We start from the raw sequence: 15,309 nt of genomic DNA, 5'->3' as shown, positions 1-15,309 counted from the left end.
GCTCAGCGACCACCCTCGCCGAAGCCCTCGCCGCCTCCGAGGGCGACCTCGAGGACTTCTACCTCTCCATGATCAGCTCCTCCGAGATCAGCTCTTTCGAACGGACCCCCCATGCTGCGCGCTGAAATCCTCAAACTCACCACCATCCCTGCAACGAAGATCGCGGCCCTCATCGCGGCCCTTGGCCTGCTGGCCACCCAGCTGACCTCCACCGTCCTGTTCCCTCACCTCATCGACAGCGAAGGCACTGACCCGGAAGTCGCCGGCGAACTGCCAGTCATCGATATGACACTGGCCTCCGAGCAGCTGACAGCCCTGAACCCCCTCGGAGGCAGCGGTTCCATCGGGGTCGTCCTCATCGCCGTCATCCTCCTCGGCGTCCTGGCCGGGATCAGCGATTTCCGCTTCGGCGGCATGGTCGGTACGGCACTGGCCCAACCGCGCCGTGAGCGCATCGTCCTGGCCAAAACCGGGGCCACCGCGCTGATCGGTGCCGCAACAGGACTGATCCTCGCCGCCCTGTCCTTCACCGCCCTGCTCCTGGCGCTGGTCCTTGACGGCAGCGCCCTGAGCGCAACCCTGCCCGAGATTTTGGGCTCCCTGGGCCGCGGCGTCCTGGCCATCACGTTCCTGAGCCTGATCGGACTGGCCGTCGGTCTGCTGCTGCGGAACCAGCTCACCGCGGTCCTGGTAATGCTCGCCGTCCTGGTCCTGGAACCAATTCTCCTGGGAATCATCCAGCTCGCCACCGGCACCCTGCCGATCTGGGCCCAGCTGATGCCCAACACCTTGGCCCACGCCCTGATCAGCGCACCCAACGCCCTCACCGGCGCGGCCGCTCTCGGAGCCCTCACCGTCCTGACCGGGCTCCTGCTGACCGGCGCCGCCCTCACCCTCAAACGCCGCAGCCTCTAACCCACCAACCCCCTACCCACCAACCACCTAGCCCTCCAACCTGAATGGTTTTCACATGACCCACCACTCCCATGTCCAAGGACAGAAACCCGGCCGCACCATCGTGCTCTGGGCAGTACTCATCACAGCTCTGGCCGCCAGCATTCTGACCATGAACATGGTTGCCATGCCGCTGCTCTCGGGCCCCGCCGCAGCCATCGCCATTGTCTGCGCAGTATTCCTTGTCCGGGCGCACCGGCGCCGGAAGCACGCAGCATCAGCAACAACCCGCCACACCGAATCGGAGCACTGACATGAAATACACCCCCAAATTCGCGGTCATCACCACCGCACTGGCCGCCTCGCTCGCGTTCACCGCCTGCACGAGTCAGGCCGCCACCAAGGACGCCCCCGAGGAAGCACCGAAGGTGCTGACCGGCATCGCTGAACGACTCGTCGAGAAAGGCTACCCGGGCGCGATCATCACCCGCACCTCCCCGGACGGCACCGCTGAAACCGCCACCGCTGGCACCGCCGACCTTGCCGCCGATACACCGATCCCCGCTGACGGTGAAGTGCGTATTGGAAGCGCCAGCAAGACATTCTCCGCGGTGGTGGCCCTGCAGCTGGTGGAAGAAGGACTCTTGGAGCTGGACCGTAGCGTCGACACCTACCTCCCCGGCATCATCAAGGGAGAGGGAATCGACCCGAAGGCCATCACCGTCCGGCAGCTGCTCCAACACACCAGCGGCCTGCCCGAGTACACCACCGAAGTCATCGTCAATGAAGCGTCCGCCGACCGGGACATCTACCGCTCACCCCGGGACGTGCTCGACCTGGCGCTCGGACAGCCCGCGATCTTCCCCGCAGGGGAACGCCATCAATACACCAACACCAACTACATCGTCCTGGGCCTGATCATCGAACGCGTCACCCAACGGCCCCTGGCCGAACAGATCCACGATCGGATCGTCACACCCCTGGACCTGAAACACACCTACCTGCCAGAACCGGGTGAGACCGGGCTGCGCGGTGAGCATCCCCTGGGCTACCACAAGGACGCCAAGGGGGAACTGCGCGACGTCACCGAGTACGATTCCTCCACGGCCTGGGCATCCGGAGCCATGGTATCCACACCGGCTGAGCTCAACACGTTCATGAAAGCCGTCCTCGACGGCGAACTCCTGGAACCGGCCGAACTCGACCAGATGCTCACCGGCATCCCCACCGGCGACAAAATCATCCCCGGATCCACGTACGGGCTGGGCCTCGAAAGCGGCGAACTGGGCGCTGGCACAGCCTGGGGCCACAACGGCTACATCCCCGGCTACCAGACGATCAACACAGTCGCAGAGGACGGCACCGCGGTCACCATCACCACCACCGCACTGCCGCCCGCCATCTACGACGGCCCCCTCGACGGAGCAATGGAAGAATTCCTCGATTTCGCCCGTTTGCCCATCGAGGCCCTCGACGAAGCCCTCAGCACACCCTGACCCGACCCCCGCCACAACACCCACAGCACCCGCAGCCCGTTTCACTCTCCCAATAGAAAGCTCGTTTCATGACCCCGAGTACGTTTGTAAGCCCGCCGTCGGTCGATACCGCCGTGCGTCTCCTTCAACTTCGTAAGACTTTTCCGAACGGCCCGGAGGAGATCACTGCCCTTCAGGAGTTCTCCCTTGATTTCGCCCCGGGTGCGTTCATGGCGATTATGGGCCCGTCCGGGTCGGGCAAGTCGACGTTCCTGAACCTTGCCGCGGGCCTGGATACGCCAACCAGCGGCCAGGTGTTCATCGGCGAGACCGACATCACCGGGCTCTCCCTGGACGCCGTCACCCGTTTCCGCCGGCGCCATGTCGGTTTCGTGTTTCAGTCGTATAACCTCATTGGCCACCTGACCGTCGGGGAGAACATCCAGCTGCCGATGCTGCTCGATGGCCGGCGTCCCGATGAGCAGTGGCAGCAGACCCTCGTCGATTCTGTCGGGCTGACCGGGATGACCGAGCGGTTGCCGAGTGAGTTATCCGGAGGCCAGGCACAGCGGGTGGCCATCGCCCGGGCGCTGATCACCCGGCCCACCGTCGTCTTCGCCGATGAGCCGACCGGTGCCCTGGACCGCCGCACGGGAGATCAGGTGCTCGAAGTGCTGCGCGGTGCCGCCAAGCGATTCACGCAGACCCTGGTTCTGGTCACCCACGACCCGCACGTGGCCGCCACCGCCGATGAAGTGCTGTTCCTGGCAGATGGACGACTCGCCGGCAGGCTGGCAGCGCCGACCTCGGCTCAGATCGCCGCCCGCCTCGTCGAGTTGGGACGATAACCCCATGTGGTCTTTCGCCCGCTCAGCGGTCCGCGCCTACCGCGCAAGCCTGGTCGGCAGCTTCCTGATTGTGGTCTCGGCCGCCGCGCTGCTGACCGCTAATGGTGTGCTCATGGAAAGCGGCCTGCGCGGTGATGAGCCGTTGCTTGTGGCCGCGGCCGCCTCCTTCGCCGGCACGGCGGTCCTCGTTGTTGAACTTGTTGTCGCCTCCACCTTTGCCTCGGCCTTGCGGCAGCGGAACACTCAATTCGCCCTGCTCCGCGCCGTCGGAGCAACCCCGCGGCAGGTGCGCTCGATGGTGACAGCCGAGATCGTCATCGTGTTCGCCCTCGCGGCCCCGCTCGGGGCCATCCCTGGACTGTTTGCCGGGCAACTGCTCATGCCGGCACTGGTCTCCGGGGGCATCGTGCCTGCCGGGTTCGATCTGGTGATCTCCCCGCTTCCGGTGATCGGCGCGCTGGTCCTGCTGTTCCCGACCGCGCTGCTCGCCGGCCGGCTCGCGACCCGCAAGATCACCAAGGTCAGCCCGACCGAGGCCGTTCGCGGTGGTTCGGCTGAGTCATCCGGGATTTCCCCGGCTCGGCGGATCACGGCCATCGTGCTTCTGGCGGTCGGCATCGTCATTGCCGGTACACCGTTCGTCGTCTCGGGCACGGCGGGCAGCGCAGCCGGAGCCACCTCGGCATTCCTGCTCCTGAGCGCCGCCGCGCTGGCCGGTCCGGTCATCGTCGGCGCAATCGCCCGACGGGCAGCGCGCGCCACACGCTCGTCGAGTAACGCAGCAGCCATGCTCGCGCTGGTGAATACCCGCGGCTTCTCGCGCCGGCTCACGGCAGCGATCATCCCGCTTGCCCTGCTCCTGGCGCTGGGCACAGTGCAGACAGGGGCGAACCACACAACGGTGGAAGCCACCGGCATGCAGTTGCGTGCCGGTCTGGAATCGGATCTCATCATCACCTCCCCCGACGGCGTGACAGCCGAGCAGGCAGCCGCCGTCGCCTCCACTCCGGGCATCGACGCGGTGGTTGCCAGCTCGATGGTTCCCGCGGAGGTGAAGTTCGACCTTGACGACGAATTTGGAGATTTCTCCTGGGAGCCGACCGGCCTGCGCGCGGTGGCCGGCAGCACGTCGGGACTGATGGATGTCGATGTGACGGCCGGCTCGCTGGATGATCTCACCGGCCCCGACACGATCGCCGTCAGCGCCGATGGCGTCTTCGGCGCCGGCAAAGGTGTCGGCGACATCGTGGAGCTGCGCTTTGATGAAGGCACCGCGATCTCCCGGACGATCGTGGCCGTTTATGACCGAGGCCTCGGATTCGGCGACTACATCCTCGACGAGTCCTCGCTGCCGGCGCCTAACAGGCCGGCAGCCGCTGACCAGTTGTTCGCGCTGGGCTCGGCGGATCTGAGCTCCCTCGGATTGCAGACGGTCTCTGTCGATGACTACGTGCAGGAGACCAAGAAGGGTGCGGCAGGCCAGCAGCAATTCGGGGCGATCCTGCTCTTCGTGCTCATCTTCTTCATCGCCACTGCCGCGGCAAACACCCTTGTCATGCTCACCAGCTCCCGTAAACCGGAGTTCGCCCTGCTGCAACGTATTGGCACGACCCGCACCCAGATGAGCGCGATGATCCTCATCGAATCGGTGTTCGTCATGGCAACGGCCGTGGTGATCGGCACCCTTGCGGTGATTCCAGCACTCGGAGGCATGGCCTACAGCATGCTCGGGGTCTTCTCCGTGGGCATCGACTGGCCCGTATACGCAGCACTGGCCGGGGCAGTCGTGATCATCGCCACCACGGGGATGGTCCTCCCGGCGATGGCAGGCACCCGAGGCCGCACCCGATCGTAACTGTTCTGAAACGAAAGCCCCTGGCCCACCGGCCGGGGGCCTTCGGTTTCATCCCCCAACCAACCAGCCCTCCAACCACCCCTCCAACCGGAATGGTTTTCGCATGACTCACCACACCCATGTCCAAAAACATGAACCCGGCCTCACCATCGTGCTCTGGGCAGTACTTATCGCAGCACTGGCCGCAAATGTGCTCCTCTCAACACTGGTTTTCATCCCGGCGCTCTCGGTCCCCTTCGGAGTCATTGCCATTGTCTGCGCGGTATTCCTTGTCCGGGCGCACCGGCGCCGGAGGCGCGCAGCATCAGGAACAACCCGCTACACCGAATCGGAGCACTGACATGAAATACACCCCCAAATTCGCGGTCATCACCACCGCACTGGCCGCCTCGCTCGCGTTCACCGCCTGCACGAGCCAGGCCGCCACCAAGGACGCCCCCAAGGAAGCACCGAAGGTTCTGACCAGCATCGCGGAACGACTCGTCGAGGAAGGCTACCCGGGCGCGATCATCACCCGCACCTCCCCGGACGGCACCGCTGAAACCGCCACCGCCGGCACCGCCGACCTCGCCACCGACGCACCGATCCCCGCTGATGGTGAAGTGCGTATTGGAAGCGCCAGCAAGACATTCACCGCGGTGGTGGCCCTGCAGCTGGTGGAAGAAGGACTCCTCGAGCTGGACCGTAGCGTCGACACCTACCTCCCCGGCATCATCAAGGGAGAGGGAATCGACCCGAAGGCCATCACCGTCCGGCAGCTGCTCCAACACACCAGCGGCCTGCCCGAGTTCACCGACCTTGTCGCCAAAGACACATTCGGCCAGCGCGACGCCTACCGCTCAACCCGGGACGTGCTCGACCTGGCTCTCGAACGGCCCGCGGACTTCCCCGCAGGGGAACGGCATCAATACACCAACACCAACTACATCGCTCTGGGCCTGATCATCGAACGCATCACCCAACGGCCCCTGGCCGAACAGATCCACGATCGGATCGTCACACCCCTGGACCTGAAACACACCTACCTGCCAGACCCGGGTGAGACCGGGCTGCGCGGTGAGCATCCCCGGGGCTACCACATCGACACCGACGGCGAACTACGCGACCTCACCGAGTACGATACTTCCTGGGCCGCGGGAGCAGGAGCCATGGTATCCACACCGGCTGAGCTCAACACCTTCATGAAAGCCGTCCTCGACGGCGAACTCCTGGAACCGGCCGAACTCGACCAGATGCTCACCGGCATCCCCACCGGCGACGAGGAAAATTTCCCCGGAGCCACGTACGGGCTGGGCATCGAAAGCAGCGAACTAAGCGCCGGCACAGCCTGGGGCCACAACGGCGACATCCCCGGCTACCAGACCCGCAACGCAGTCGCAGAGGACGGCACCGCCGTCACCATCACCGTCACAGCACTGCCATACGCCATCTACGACGGCCCCCAGGAAGAAATCTTCGAAGGCCCCCAGGAGGAACTCATCGCTCTCTACAGCTTAACCACCGACGCCCTCGAAGAAGCCCTCAGCACACCCTGACCCGACACCCACAGCACCCGCAGCCCGTCTCATGCCAGCAGGCTGCTCGTTGCGACGGGCCATGAGGTGAGTGACCGGGCTGTAGGAAGAACCGTGTGTGAAGCTCCGGCCTGCAGCAGTGCGTTGTGCACCTAATCCGCAGCCCGTTCCGGTACGCCGGCCGAGGGCACCGCGGCGGGATCGTCAACGCCCTCAGACCGAGGAAGTGACGAGCGAAGGCAAGAAGAAGGGCCTGTCAACCATAGGTGACAGGCCCTTCTTCTATCGGCGATCAACGGACTGTGTTCAGAGGAGCGCTGGACATTAGTCGGACGAGGTTTCGGCAGGCGGAGGGGACGAGAACGGTCAGCCCTTGACGAACTCGGTGAGTACCGCGTTCACGAAGTCCTCAATCCAGGAAGGGACGACTGCGTATGCAGCGACCGGGGCGCTTGTCACTGCAACTGACCTAGTGCGCGCATCGGAAATTTCGTGGAAGAGGGAGGCGAAGTTCGAATTGAAGGCTTTGGCTGTGGGGCCGCCGGTCACCGGCTTCACGAATTCCGCGTTTTTGGAAGATGATGCGGCTTCTCGGCCGACCTCACCCACCACATGATGCACGCTCTCGGAGGGCGCATGTGGAGAGTTACCCGGGAGTTGTTCGACGACCCCGCCCCGGCCGCCGACCAGGTCGCCATGCCATCAACCGGCCCGCCCCACTGCTCCATACGGCTGTCGATACCACCGCGTTGCTCCTTTTCGCGGCCCTCCTGACCACACGGGGGGCGTCATGCTGCGGGTCACGGACACGCCCGCCGCCTGAAGCGCGAATGCCATTGCCTGAAGCGCTGAACCGGCTCAGCTCTCCTGATTGCGCAGGTACGTCAACACAGCCGCAACCCGGCGGTTCTGATCGTCGTTGGGCGGCAAGTCAAGCTTCATCATGACGTTACCAATATGCTTGACGACCGCTGCCTCAGAAACGAACAGACGCCGCGCGATAGCACCGTTGGAGTGGCCCTCGGCCATGACGGCCAGCACCTCCCGCTCACGGGGAGTAAGCCCGGCCAACGGATCGCGGTGCCGCCTGATCATCTGACTGATAACCGCCGGGTCAACCGCCGTACCGCCGGCATGAACGCGGCGCAGCGTGTCCGCGAAGTCCGCGACGTCGCTGACCCTGTCCTTGAGCAGGTAACCGATTCCGGCTCCACCGGCGCTGTCGAGCAGATCGGCGACGTAACTCTGCTCGACATACTGACTCAGGACCACCACCGGAAGGGAAGGGTTCTCTTCACGCAGGCGCACCGCCGCGACGAGCCCCTCAGAGCGGAACGTCGGCGGCATGCGCACATCGGTGACCACGAGGTCCGGCCCGACGTCGCGTCCAGCGGCGATCAACTTCTCGCCTGTATCCACCGCGGCGGCGACGACGAACCCGTTACGTTCGAGCAGCACCTGCAGACCCTCGCGCAATAACGCGTTGTCCTCAGCGATGACCACCCGCACCGGTTCCAACGCGGCCGGGCCGGTGGTAGCGGAATCAGTCATCCGGGTGGCCCTTCCCAACTGCGGCGACGGTGATAGTGATCGTGATGGCCGTCGGTCCACCCAGAGGCGAGTCGATCTCCAGGTCTCCACCCAGGGCGGCGATGCGGTCGGAGATGCCGTCGAGTCCGCCGTTGTCCCGATGGGCAGTGCCTGCTCCACCGCCACCATCGTCTCGGACCCGGACCTCCACGAGTCCGGGCGCGGGCCGCTGAAGCAGAACCTGAGCCTGCCCGGCGTTGGAATGCTTGACGACGTTGGTGAGGAGTTCGGCGACGCAAAAGTACAGGTTGGTCTCGATCTCCGTGGGCAAGCGGCCGGTCAGCCGGTCCTCGACAGCGATGGGAAGGGTAAGTGTGTCGGCCAGTTCGCGGATCGCTGCGCCGAGGCCATGATCCATGAGGACCTGGGGATGGATGTTACGGACGAAGCTGCGCAAGGCACCCAGGGTCTGCTTGGCCTGGTCCTGGGCGCGGACCACGTCAGAGCGGCCAGGGGCATCATCGGGCATGGCGGCCAGGGCGAGCCCGAGCGTCATGCTGACCGACAACAGCTGCGGCTGCACGCCATCGTGCAGATCCCGCTCGATACGGCGGCGTTCGATGTCGAAGGCTCGCACCAGGCGCGCCCGCGACCGCGCGGTCATCGTCAGGTCATGCTGGAGGCGCTGCTCCGGCCGGGTCAACACCTGGAGGACCAGCAAGGCATGAACCCTGGAGAAAGCCGGTGAGGTGACAACGAGCGCGGTGAGAACACCGACTCCGATGACCGATGCCACCACCGACTGGGGTACGTTGCTCACCGTGAACGGCCCAATCACGATCGGCACCCGGTCTCCCATTGCCGTCAGCAGCGGGCTGATCAGGGCGACAAGGGATACCAGGACGACCAGCGCAGCGAAGACCGCGATGGCCCCGCCGATCGTGAGCATCATCACGGTGTAGGCCAACGGGCGGATGAGGGTCCGCGGCTCACGGAGCCGGACACCCGGAGGCCCCCCAGCGGATTGGTCGAGCAGAGCGGTCGCTCCGCTCCAGTCGGCCCGGGCAAGAACGACCGAGATAAGCGGGAGTCCCACACCTAGCAGCGCCAGACCCGCGGTAATCAGGCCCGCAGAGGTATCGGTGCCGCGCACAGGACCGCTGAGCGCGATCCCGACCGGTGTGCCCAGCAGCACGACAACGGAAATGACCACCAGGGCCCGGATGCAGACGGCCGCAGAGTAGAGCACCGCTCTCCAGCGCCTGATGACCGGCAGAGCCTGATGTTTTGACTCCGCAGTGATCACCTGACCATTCTAGAGGCGAACCGGCCCAAAGAACGTAGGGCCAGCCATACCCTGAATCGACGGTTTGGCCCCACTGCGCGGCCCGGGTGTCCTCCGGTGTACTGGATACATGACCACAACCGCCCCGCACAGCACCGTGCTGCAGCTCAACGATGTGACACGCACCTACCAGTCAGGCAAATCCACCCTCACGGCGCTCGACCGGGTCACGATCGGGCTTCGTCGTGGTTCCTGGACGGCGATTATGGGGCCATCGGGGTCTGGCAAATCCACCCTCCTGAATACTGCTGCCGGGCTGGACACCCCTGACTCAGGACAGATCCTCCTCAACGGCGACGATATCGCGAGCCTCAGCGATGACGTGCTGACCCGGATGCGGCGCACCGAGATCGGATTCATCTTCCAGCAGTTCAACCTCGTCGCGGCCCTCAGCGCAGCGCAGAACGTCGCCATGCCGCTGCGTCTGGCCGGACGCCGTGACGCCAACAGGGCCGCGGCCGAAGCCCTCAACTCCGTGGGCCTGGGCAAGCACACCGGCCATAAGCCACGCGAACTCTCCGGCGGGCAGCAACAACGCGTCGCCATCGCCCGCGCCCTGGCCACCCGGCCGAGCATCCTGTTCGCCGACGAGCCCACCGGAGCCCTGGATAGTGCCTCCGCCGCCACGGTGCTGGATCTCCTTCGCGCCCTGGTCGATGAGCAGGCCCAGACAATCCTGATGGTCACCCATGATCCGTCGGCCGCCGCCCGCGCCGACCACGTGGCGTTCCTGCGCGATGGACGCCTCGTCACAACTCTGAACGGCGCCGACGCGAACCAGATCGCCGCCACCCTCGCCGAGCTCGAGACACTGGCCGGTACGGGAGCGCAGGGATGATCCGCCTGGCCCTGCGCACCTTTGCCGACCGCTGGCAGCTCTTCGTCGGCACCCTCCTGGCCGTGACCGCCGGGGTCGCTATCGTCCATGCCGGCCTGACGATCATCCTCGGCGTCGAGAACGCCGACGCACCCACGAGCTTGACCCCCGAACAAGCAGAAGCATTCCGCCTGGCCGCCGCCGATGGCAGCGAGCTGACCGGGATAGCGTTGATGATCGGCATTTTCCTCACCATCTTCGTTGTCGGCTCGACCTTCGGTTTTGCCGTTGACCAGCGCCGGGGTGATCTCGCCATCCTCAGACTTGGCGGCGTGACCAGGCGCCAGATCCGCAGGCTCCTGCTCGGTGAAGCCTTCCTCGCCGCGCTGCTTGGCGCGGCGGCCGGGGCCCTGCTCGGAACAGTACTGACCACCGTGCAGCGAACCGTTCTGTCGCGGCTCGGCTTCTTCCCCGAAGACCTCGCCACCCCCATCGAACCCGTGGTCCTGGTGGTCGACCTGATCGCCGCCCTCACGGTCTGCCTCGCCGGCGCCCGGGGTGCAGCCAAGAGCGCCACCAAAGTCAGTCCCCTGGATGCGCTGCGCCGCAGCAGCGGTGAACGGCGCGTCATGACCCTTGGTCGATGGATCGTGGCTATCACTGCCTTGGCGCTGACCGCCCTCCAGGCCTACTTCTCCGCGACGGCCGGCGGATTGCTCGTCCCACTGCTGCTCGGCCTTGGCATCATCATGACCGGCTCGGTCGCGATGAGCCGGCTCTCACCCCTGCTCGTGCCCGCCGCGGCTCTGGCGCTCACACCCTGGTCGCGCCGTTCACCGGTCGCGGGCCTGGCAGTGGCGAACCTGCGCGACGCTGTGCGCCGCACCGCCTCAGGCGCGGCGCCGATGATTGTGCTCGTCAGTCTCGTCATGGGCCTCCAAGGAATTGTGAACACCCAAACCGAATCCGGCGCCGCCACGCTGATCTTCGACGCCGACCTGATCGCTACCGGCGAGAACATCGACCTGAGCGCACTGGAGAACATCAACGGAATCTCCCTCGCCTCACCCGAGACGGTCGTGCCACTGTCCGTGCAGCTCACCACGGGCGGCGCCACCACCACCGGCCCCGGAACCGTCGTCGCCGTCGATCCCGACGCGTTCAACGCCACCCACCTGCAACAGCCGGACAGCGGTCGTGTGGCCGACTTCGGCCCCGACACCCTCATTTTCGGTCCCGGCCTGGAATCGACCATCGATGGCGCATACGACCAGATCACCGTCGACATTGACGGCCGGACCCTTGTCCTGAGCGAGGCCGCCAGGATGTCCGCAACCCCTACCGGAACCGACGGCTACTACATCGACCGCTCACTGCTGCCCGCCGACCTGCTCCAGGGGCCCACCACCGTCCTGGTCCAGCTCGCTCCCGGCGTCGAGACGGCCGTGGTCGAATCCGCACTCACCGCCGCAGGCGCGTCCACGGTGCAGACACCGGCGGAGTTCACGGAAGAACAGAACAGAGCCAACGCCGCGGGAAACCGTGCCGTGATGGTCATGATAGTCGGGCTCGGCAGCCTCTACGCCCTCATCAGCGTTCTGAGCACGCTCGCCATCTCCATCAGTCAACGCCGCAGCGAACTGGCGACTCTGCGGCTCAGTGGCCTCACCAGGCGCCAGATCCAGCACAGCACCGTCATCGAAGCCCTGGCCGTCACTACCATCGGCCTCATCCTCGGCGCCGTCGCTGCCGTGCTCTCCCTCGTGGGACTGTGGGCATCGACCTACCGCCTCTACGGCGCGCCGGTCATCGCGATCCCCTGGACGCTCCTGGGCGCCATCACCCTGCTCGTTGCCACGCTCACCACCATCACCGCCCTTCTGGCGACACGAGCAGCCATGAAAGTTCCGGCCATCCGGGCCCTCGGAGCAAACGAATGAGCCGTGAAGTATCAGCCCGGCTCGGAACGTCGGTCCAGAGGACGGACCTGTTGTCCCTCAGGTCGCCGCCTGATCCGAACTGACGGCAGCCGGGACCCCTTCATCCCGTTCCCCGGAATCACACCGCTGCCAAGGATCTGGCCGATCCGCTTCTCGACGCTCCGCCCGGGGTAAGGCCGCAGCCTCTAACCCACCAACGAACCCTCCAACCTGAATGGTTTTCACATGACCCACCACCCCCATGTCCAAAAACATGAACCCGGCCGCACCATCGTGCTCTGGGCGGTACTCATCACAGCTCTGGCCGCCAGCATTCTGACCATGAACATGGTTGCCATGCCGCTGCTCTCGGGCCCCGCCGCAGCCATCGCCATTGTCTGCGCAGTATTCCTTGTCCGGGCGCACCGGCGCCGGAAGCACGCAGCATCAGCAACAACCCGCCACACCGAATCGGAGCACTGACATGAAATACACCCCCAAATTCGCGGTCATCACCACCGCACTGGCCGCCTCGCTCGCGTTCACCGCCTGCACGAGTCAGGCCGCCACCAAGGACGCCCCCGAGGAAGCACCGAAGGTGCTGACCGGCATCGCTGAACGACTCGTCGAGAAAGGCTACCCGGGCGCGATCATCACCCGCACCTCCCCGGACGGCACCGCTGAAACCGCCACCGCTGGCACCGCCGACCTTGCCGCCGATACACCGATCCCCGCTGACGGTGAAGTGCGTATTGGAAGCGCCAGCAAGACATTCTCCGCGGTGGTGGCCCTGCAGCTGGTGGAAGAAGGACTCTTGGAGCTGGACCGTAGCGTCGACACCTACCTCCCCGGCATCATCAAGGGAGAGGGAATCGACCCGAAGGCCATCACCGTCCGGCAGCTGCTCCAACACACCAGCGGCCTGCCCGAGTACACCACCGAAGTCATCGTCAATGAAGCGTCCGCCGACCGGGACATCTACCGCTCACCCCGGGACGTGCTCGACCTGGCGCTCGGACAGCCCGCGATCTTCCCCGCAGGGGAACGCCATCAATACACCAACACCAACTACATCGTCCTGGGCCTGATCATCGAACGCGTCACCCAACGGCCCCTGGCCGAACAGATCCACGATCGGATCGTCACACCCCTGGACCTGAAACACACCTACCTGCCAGAACCGGGTGAGACCGGGCTGCGCGGTGAGCATCCCCTGGGCTACCACAAGGACGCCAAGGGGGAACTGCGCGACGTCACCGAGTACGATTCCTCCACGGCCTGGGCATCCGGAGCCATGGTATCCACACCGGCTGAGCTCAACACGTTCATGAAAGCCGTCCTCGACGGCGAACTCCTGGAACCGGCCGAACTCGACCAGATGCTCACCGGCATCCCCACCGGCGACAAAATCATCCCCGGATCCACGTACGGGCTGGGCCTCGAAAGCGGCGAACTGGGCGCTGGCACAGCCTGGGGCCACAACGGCTACATCCCCGGCTACCAGACGATCAACACAGTCGCAGAGGACGGCACCGCGGTCACCATCACCACCACCGCACTGCCGCCCGCCATCTACGACGGCCCCCTCGACGGCCTCGACGGCCCCCCGGAAGAATTCCTCGATTTCGCCCGTTTATCCATCGACGCCCTCGACGAAGCCCTCAGCACACCCTGACCCGACACCAACCACAGCACCCGCAGCCCGTCTACTGCCAGCAGGCAGCCCGTTGCGACGGGCCATGAGGTGAGTGACCGGGCTGTAAGAAGAACGGGTGTGGAGCTCCGGCCTGCGGCAGTGCGTTGTGCACCCGATCCGCAACCCGTTCCGCTGCGCCGGCCGGGGGCACCGCGGCGGGATCGTCAGCGCCCTCAGCCCGGCCCATGCGGCTCCACGCGGGGCTGCGGCGAAGGACCGGTTCACCGGATCCGCAGCCCAGCGGTATCCGGCGATCGTGCAGCTCTGGGAGTCCTCGTCGAGTCCTCCGGGCGGGTCAACACAATCAGGAAGTGACGAGCAAAAGCGAAAAGAAGGGCCTGTCAACCGTAGGTGACAGGCCCTTCCTTCATCGGCGATCAACGGACTGTATTCGACATGCGCACCACAAGCCATCCGTCCTGGCTCGGGGGGAACTGATGGACAAAGGCGTATAAGTCGAGTTTATTGCCGAGCGGGTGACCTTCACATCTGCCGCAGACCCGTTCGCGGAGTTTCAGCTGAACATTATGGCGTCCTTCGACCTGAAACGCCGCAGCCTCTAACCCACCAACCCACCCTCGAACCAACCCTCCAACCCGAATGGCTTTCGCATGACGCACCATCCCCATGTCCAAGGACGTACCCAAGATCGAAGTGGTCCGACGCTTCAACATCGACGGACCCCTCTGTATCGGGCACTGAACCGGTTAGGACCTGGATAGATATGTCTCGTGATCGCTACGTCATCGACGGATACGACGAGCTCCAGGAAGCCGCCCGCATCCAGGTGGCGCGTATCAGTGGTGAGGAGGGCCTGCAGGTCCCAGAAGTCAGCATTGTCCAGTCCGTGGAGCCAGGCCCCTTGCGGGCCGACACCCACTTCACCACGCCCAAAGGCGTGCCCACGATCGAAGTCACTGAGCGCGCCATACGTGAGCTGTCCCTCGAGGGACGGACCTTCCTGCTCGCGCACGAGCTCGGGCATCTCGCGGACGCGGCGTGGTTCGCGAAAAGAACCCGCGTGCTCATAGCGGTTTTCTCCCTCGCGGGAGTGCTGATGTTGGGGGGCTTTTTAGCGGCTGTCCTCGCGGGCTACTTCAACGCCAGCTCGTTTGGTGGGGTCGCCACCTTGGTGATCGGCTTGGTCACCCTGGGTGTTTGGTTGCTTATGGCGTGCGCGATGAGTCGGGAAGGGAAGATGCGCGCTGACGTGTTTGCTCTACGCCATGACCCAGAGCTGACAGGCGCACGTGAATTGTTCGACTTGTGGGAAGCAGACAAACCGGAAGCAACAGGGCCCATGACCCTGACGCGAAGAGTGTCCTTCCTCTTTCGTACCCGCCCCTACCGATCCACGAGGCTCCAAACCATGCAAGCAGCACTGTCCCGCGACACCCAATGACCAGCAGCAGACGA

At 65.2% G+C, this 15,309-nt stretch carries 14 protein-coding genes and 1 pseudogene; 13 read left to right on the top strand and 2 right to left on the bottom strand.

Annotation, left to right across the window (positions count from 1 at the left end):
- The first annotated feature begins 111 nt into the window (after window positions 1-111).
- The 7 genes from GVV86_RS17825 (at window position 112) to GVV86_RS17795 (ending at window position 6,607) form a co-directional block, all read left to right on the top strand.
- Window positions 112-915 carry a hypothetical protein gene (locus tag GVV86_RS17825; protein WP_159803591.1) on the top strand — a complete coding sequence of 268 codons (804 nt, stop codon included), beginning with the start codon at window positions 112-114 and terminating at the stop codon, window positions 913-915.
- A 55-nt stretch (window positions 916-970) separates the two neighbouring features.
- Window positions 971-1,207 (top strand): hypothetical protein, encoded by a 237-nt coding sequence (locus GVV86_RS17820; RefSeq protein ID WP_159803590.1) that lies wholly within the window; start codon window positions 971-973, stop codon window positions 1,205-1,207.
- 1 nt (window position 1,208) lies between these two features.
- On the top strand, window positions 1,209-2,390 hold the full coding sequence (locus GVV86_RS17815) for a serine hydrolase domain-containing protein (protein WP_159803589.1): 1,182 nt from the start codon (window positions 1,209-1,211) through the stop codon (window positions 2,388-2,390).
- Window positions 2,391-2,458: 68 nt separating this feature from the next.
- Window positions 2,459-3,217, top strand: coding sequence for an ABC transporter ATP-binding protein (locus GVV86_RS17810; protein ID WP_159803588.1), 759 nt, complete (start codon window positions 2,459-2,461; stop codon window positions 3,215-3,217).
- Between the two features lie 4 nt (window positions 3,218-3,221).
- A complete protein-coding gene (locus GVV86_RS17805) occupies window positions 3,222-5,072 on the top strand; it encodes an ABC transporter permease (protein ID WP_159803587.1) in 1,851 nt (616 codons plus the stop codon).
- Window positions 5,073-5,175: 103 nt separating this feature from the next.
- The gene (locus GVV86_RS17800) at window positions 5,176-5,412 is read left to right on the top strand and encodes a hypothetical protein (protein ID WP_159803586.1); all 237 of its coding nucleotides are present in this window, start codon (window positions 5,176-5,178) and stop codon (window positions 5,410-5,412) included.
- Between the two features lies 1 nt (window position 5,413).
- Entirely contained in the window at window positions 5,414-6,607 is a 1,194-nt protein-coding gene (locus GVV86_RS17795; protein WP_159803585.1) for a serine hydrolase domain-containing protein, read from the top strand.
- Window positions 6,608-7,444: 837 nt separating this feature from the next.
- Here the strand turns inward: GVV86_RS17795 and GVV86_RS17785 are convergent.
- Together GVV86_RS17785 and GVV86_RS17780 are read right to left on the bottom strand one after the other, a co-directional pair.
- Entirely contained in the window at window positions 7,445-8,137 is a 693-nt protein-coding gene (locus GVV86_RS17785) for a response regulator transcription factor (protein WP_159620486.1), read from the bottom strand.
- Window positions 8,130-9,422, bottom strand: a complete 1,293-nt coding sequence (locus GVV86_RS17780) for a sensor histidine kinase (RefSeq protein ID WP_159620484.1) — start codon at window positions 9,420-9,422, stop codon at window positions 8,130-8,132. Before GVV86_RS17780 ends, GVV86_RS17785 begins: the two co-directional genes overlap by 8 nt.
- Before the next feature lie 109 nt (window positions 9,423-9,531).
- Between GVV86_RS17780 and GVV86_RS17775 the strand changes: the two genes are divergently transcribed.
- From GVV86_RS17775 to GVV86_RS17755, 6 genes and pseudogenes are all read left to right on the top strand, one after another.
- The gene (locus GVV86_RS17775) at window positions 9,532-10,299 is read left to right on the top strand and encodes an ABC transporter ATP-binding protein (protein WP_159620482.1); all 768 of its coding nucleotides are present in this window, start codon (window positions 9,532-9,534) and stop codon (window positions 10,297-10,299) included.
- The gene (locus GVV86_RS17770) at window positions 10,296-12,218 is read left to right on the top strand and encodes an ABC transporter permease (RefSeq protein ID WP_159803584.1); all 1,923 of its coding nucleotides are present in this window, start codon (window positions 10,296-10,298) and stop codon (window positions 12,216-12,218) included. Before GVV86_RS17775 ends, GVV86_RS17770 begins: the two co-directional genes overlap by 4 nt.
- Before the next feature lie 225 nt (window positions 12,219-12,443).
- The gene (locus GVV86_RS17765) at window positions 12,444-12,680 is read left to right on the top strand and encodes a hypothetical protein (protein WP_159803583.1); all 237 of its coding nucleotides are present in this window, start codon (window positions 12,444-12,446) and stop codon (window positions 12,678-12,680) included.
- Window position 12,681: 1 nt separating this feature from the next.
- The gene (locus tag GVV86_RS17760) at window positions 12,682-13,872 is read left to right on the top strand and encodes a serine hydrolase domain-containing protein (RefSeq protein ID WP_159803582.1); all 1,191 of its coding nucleotides are present in this window, start codon (window positions 12,682-12,684) and stop codon (window positions 13,870-13,872) included.
- A gap of 112 nt (window positions 13,873-13,984) precedes the next feature.
- Window positions 13,985-14,170 (top strand): annotated as a pseudogene (locus tag GVV86_RS19020) (IS256 family transposase); the annotation flags it as partial.
- Between the two features lie 447 nt (window positions 14,171-14,617).
- Window positions 14,618-15,295 (top strand): M48 family metalloprotease, encoded by a 678-nt coding sequence (locus GVV86_RS17755; RefSeq protein ID WP_159803581.1) that lies wholly within the window; start codon window positions 14,618-14,620, stop codon window positions 15,293-15,295.
- Window positions 15,296-15,309: the final 14 nt, after the last annotated feature.

Source organism: Arthrobacter zhaoguopingii (assembly GCF_009828595.1).
In the GTDB taxonomy this organism is placed as follows: Bacteria; Actinomycetota; Actinomycetes; order Actinomycetales; family Micrococcaceae; genus Arthrobacter_D; species Arthrobacter_D zhaoguopingii.
The sequence above is the reverse complement of the archived record's forward strand: the minus strand, read 5'-3'. Positions and strand labels throughout refer to the sequence as shown.

Excerpts from the sequence above, each read along its gene's own strand:
- GVV86_RS17785 (WP_159620486.1), bottom strand. The coding sequence starts at position 8,137 with ATGACTGATTCCGCTACCACCGGCCCGGCCGCGTTGGAACCGGTGCGG.
- GVV86_RS17815 (WP_159803589.1), top strand. The coding sequence starts at position 1,209 with ATGAAATACACCCCCAAATTCGCGGTCATCACCACCGCACTGGCCGCC.
- GVV86_RS17795 (WP_159803585.1), top strand. The coding sequence starts at position 5,414 with ATGAAATACACCCCCAAATTCGCGGTCATCACCACCGCACTGGCCGCC.
- GVV86_RS17775 (WP_159620482.1), top strand. The coding sequence starts at position 9,532 with ATGACCACAACCGCCCCGCACAGCACCGTGCTGCAGCTCAACGATGTG.
- GVV86_RS17800 (WP_159803586.1), top strand. The coding sequence starts at position 5,176 with ATGACTCACCACACCCATGTCCAAAAACATGAACCCGGCCTCACCATC.
- GVV86_RS17755 (WP_159803581.1), top strand. The coding sequence starts at position 14,618 with ATGTCTCGTGATCGCTACGTCATCGACGGATACGACGAGCTCCAGGAA.
- GVV86_RS17810 (WP_159803588.1), top strand. The coding sequence starts at position 2,459 with ATGACCCCGAGTACGTTTGTAAGCCCGCCGTCGGTCGATACCGCCGTG.
- GVV86_RS17770 (WP_159803584.1), top strand. The coding sequence starts at position 10,296 with ATGATCCGCCTGGCCCTGCGCACCTTTGCCGACCGCTGGCAGCTCTTC.
- GVV86_RS17765 (WP_159803583.1), top strand. The coding sequence starts at position 12,444 with ATGACCCACCACCCCCATGTCCAAAAACATGAACCCGGCCGCACCATC.
- GVV86_RS17820 (WP_159803590.1), top strand. The coding sequence starts at position 971 with ATGACCCACCACTCCCATGTCCAAGGACAGAAACCCGGCCGCACCATC.
- GVV86_RS17805 (WP_159803587.1), top strand. The coding sequence starts at position 3,222 with ATGTGGTCTTTCGCCCGCTCAGCGGTCCGCGCCTACCGCGCAAGCCTG.
- GVV86_RS17825 (WP_159803591.1), top strand. The coding sequence starts at position 112 with ATGCTGCGCGCTGAAATCCTCAAACTCACCACCATCCCTGCAACGAAG.
- GVV86_RS17760 (WP_159803582.1), top strand. The coding sequence starts at position 12,682 with ATGAAATACACCCCCAAATTCGCGGTCATCACCACCGCACTGGCCGCC.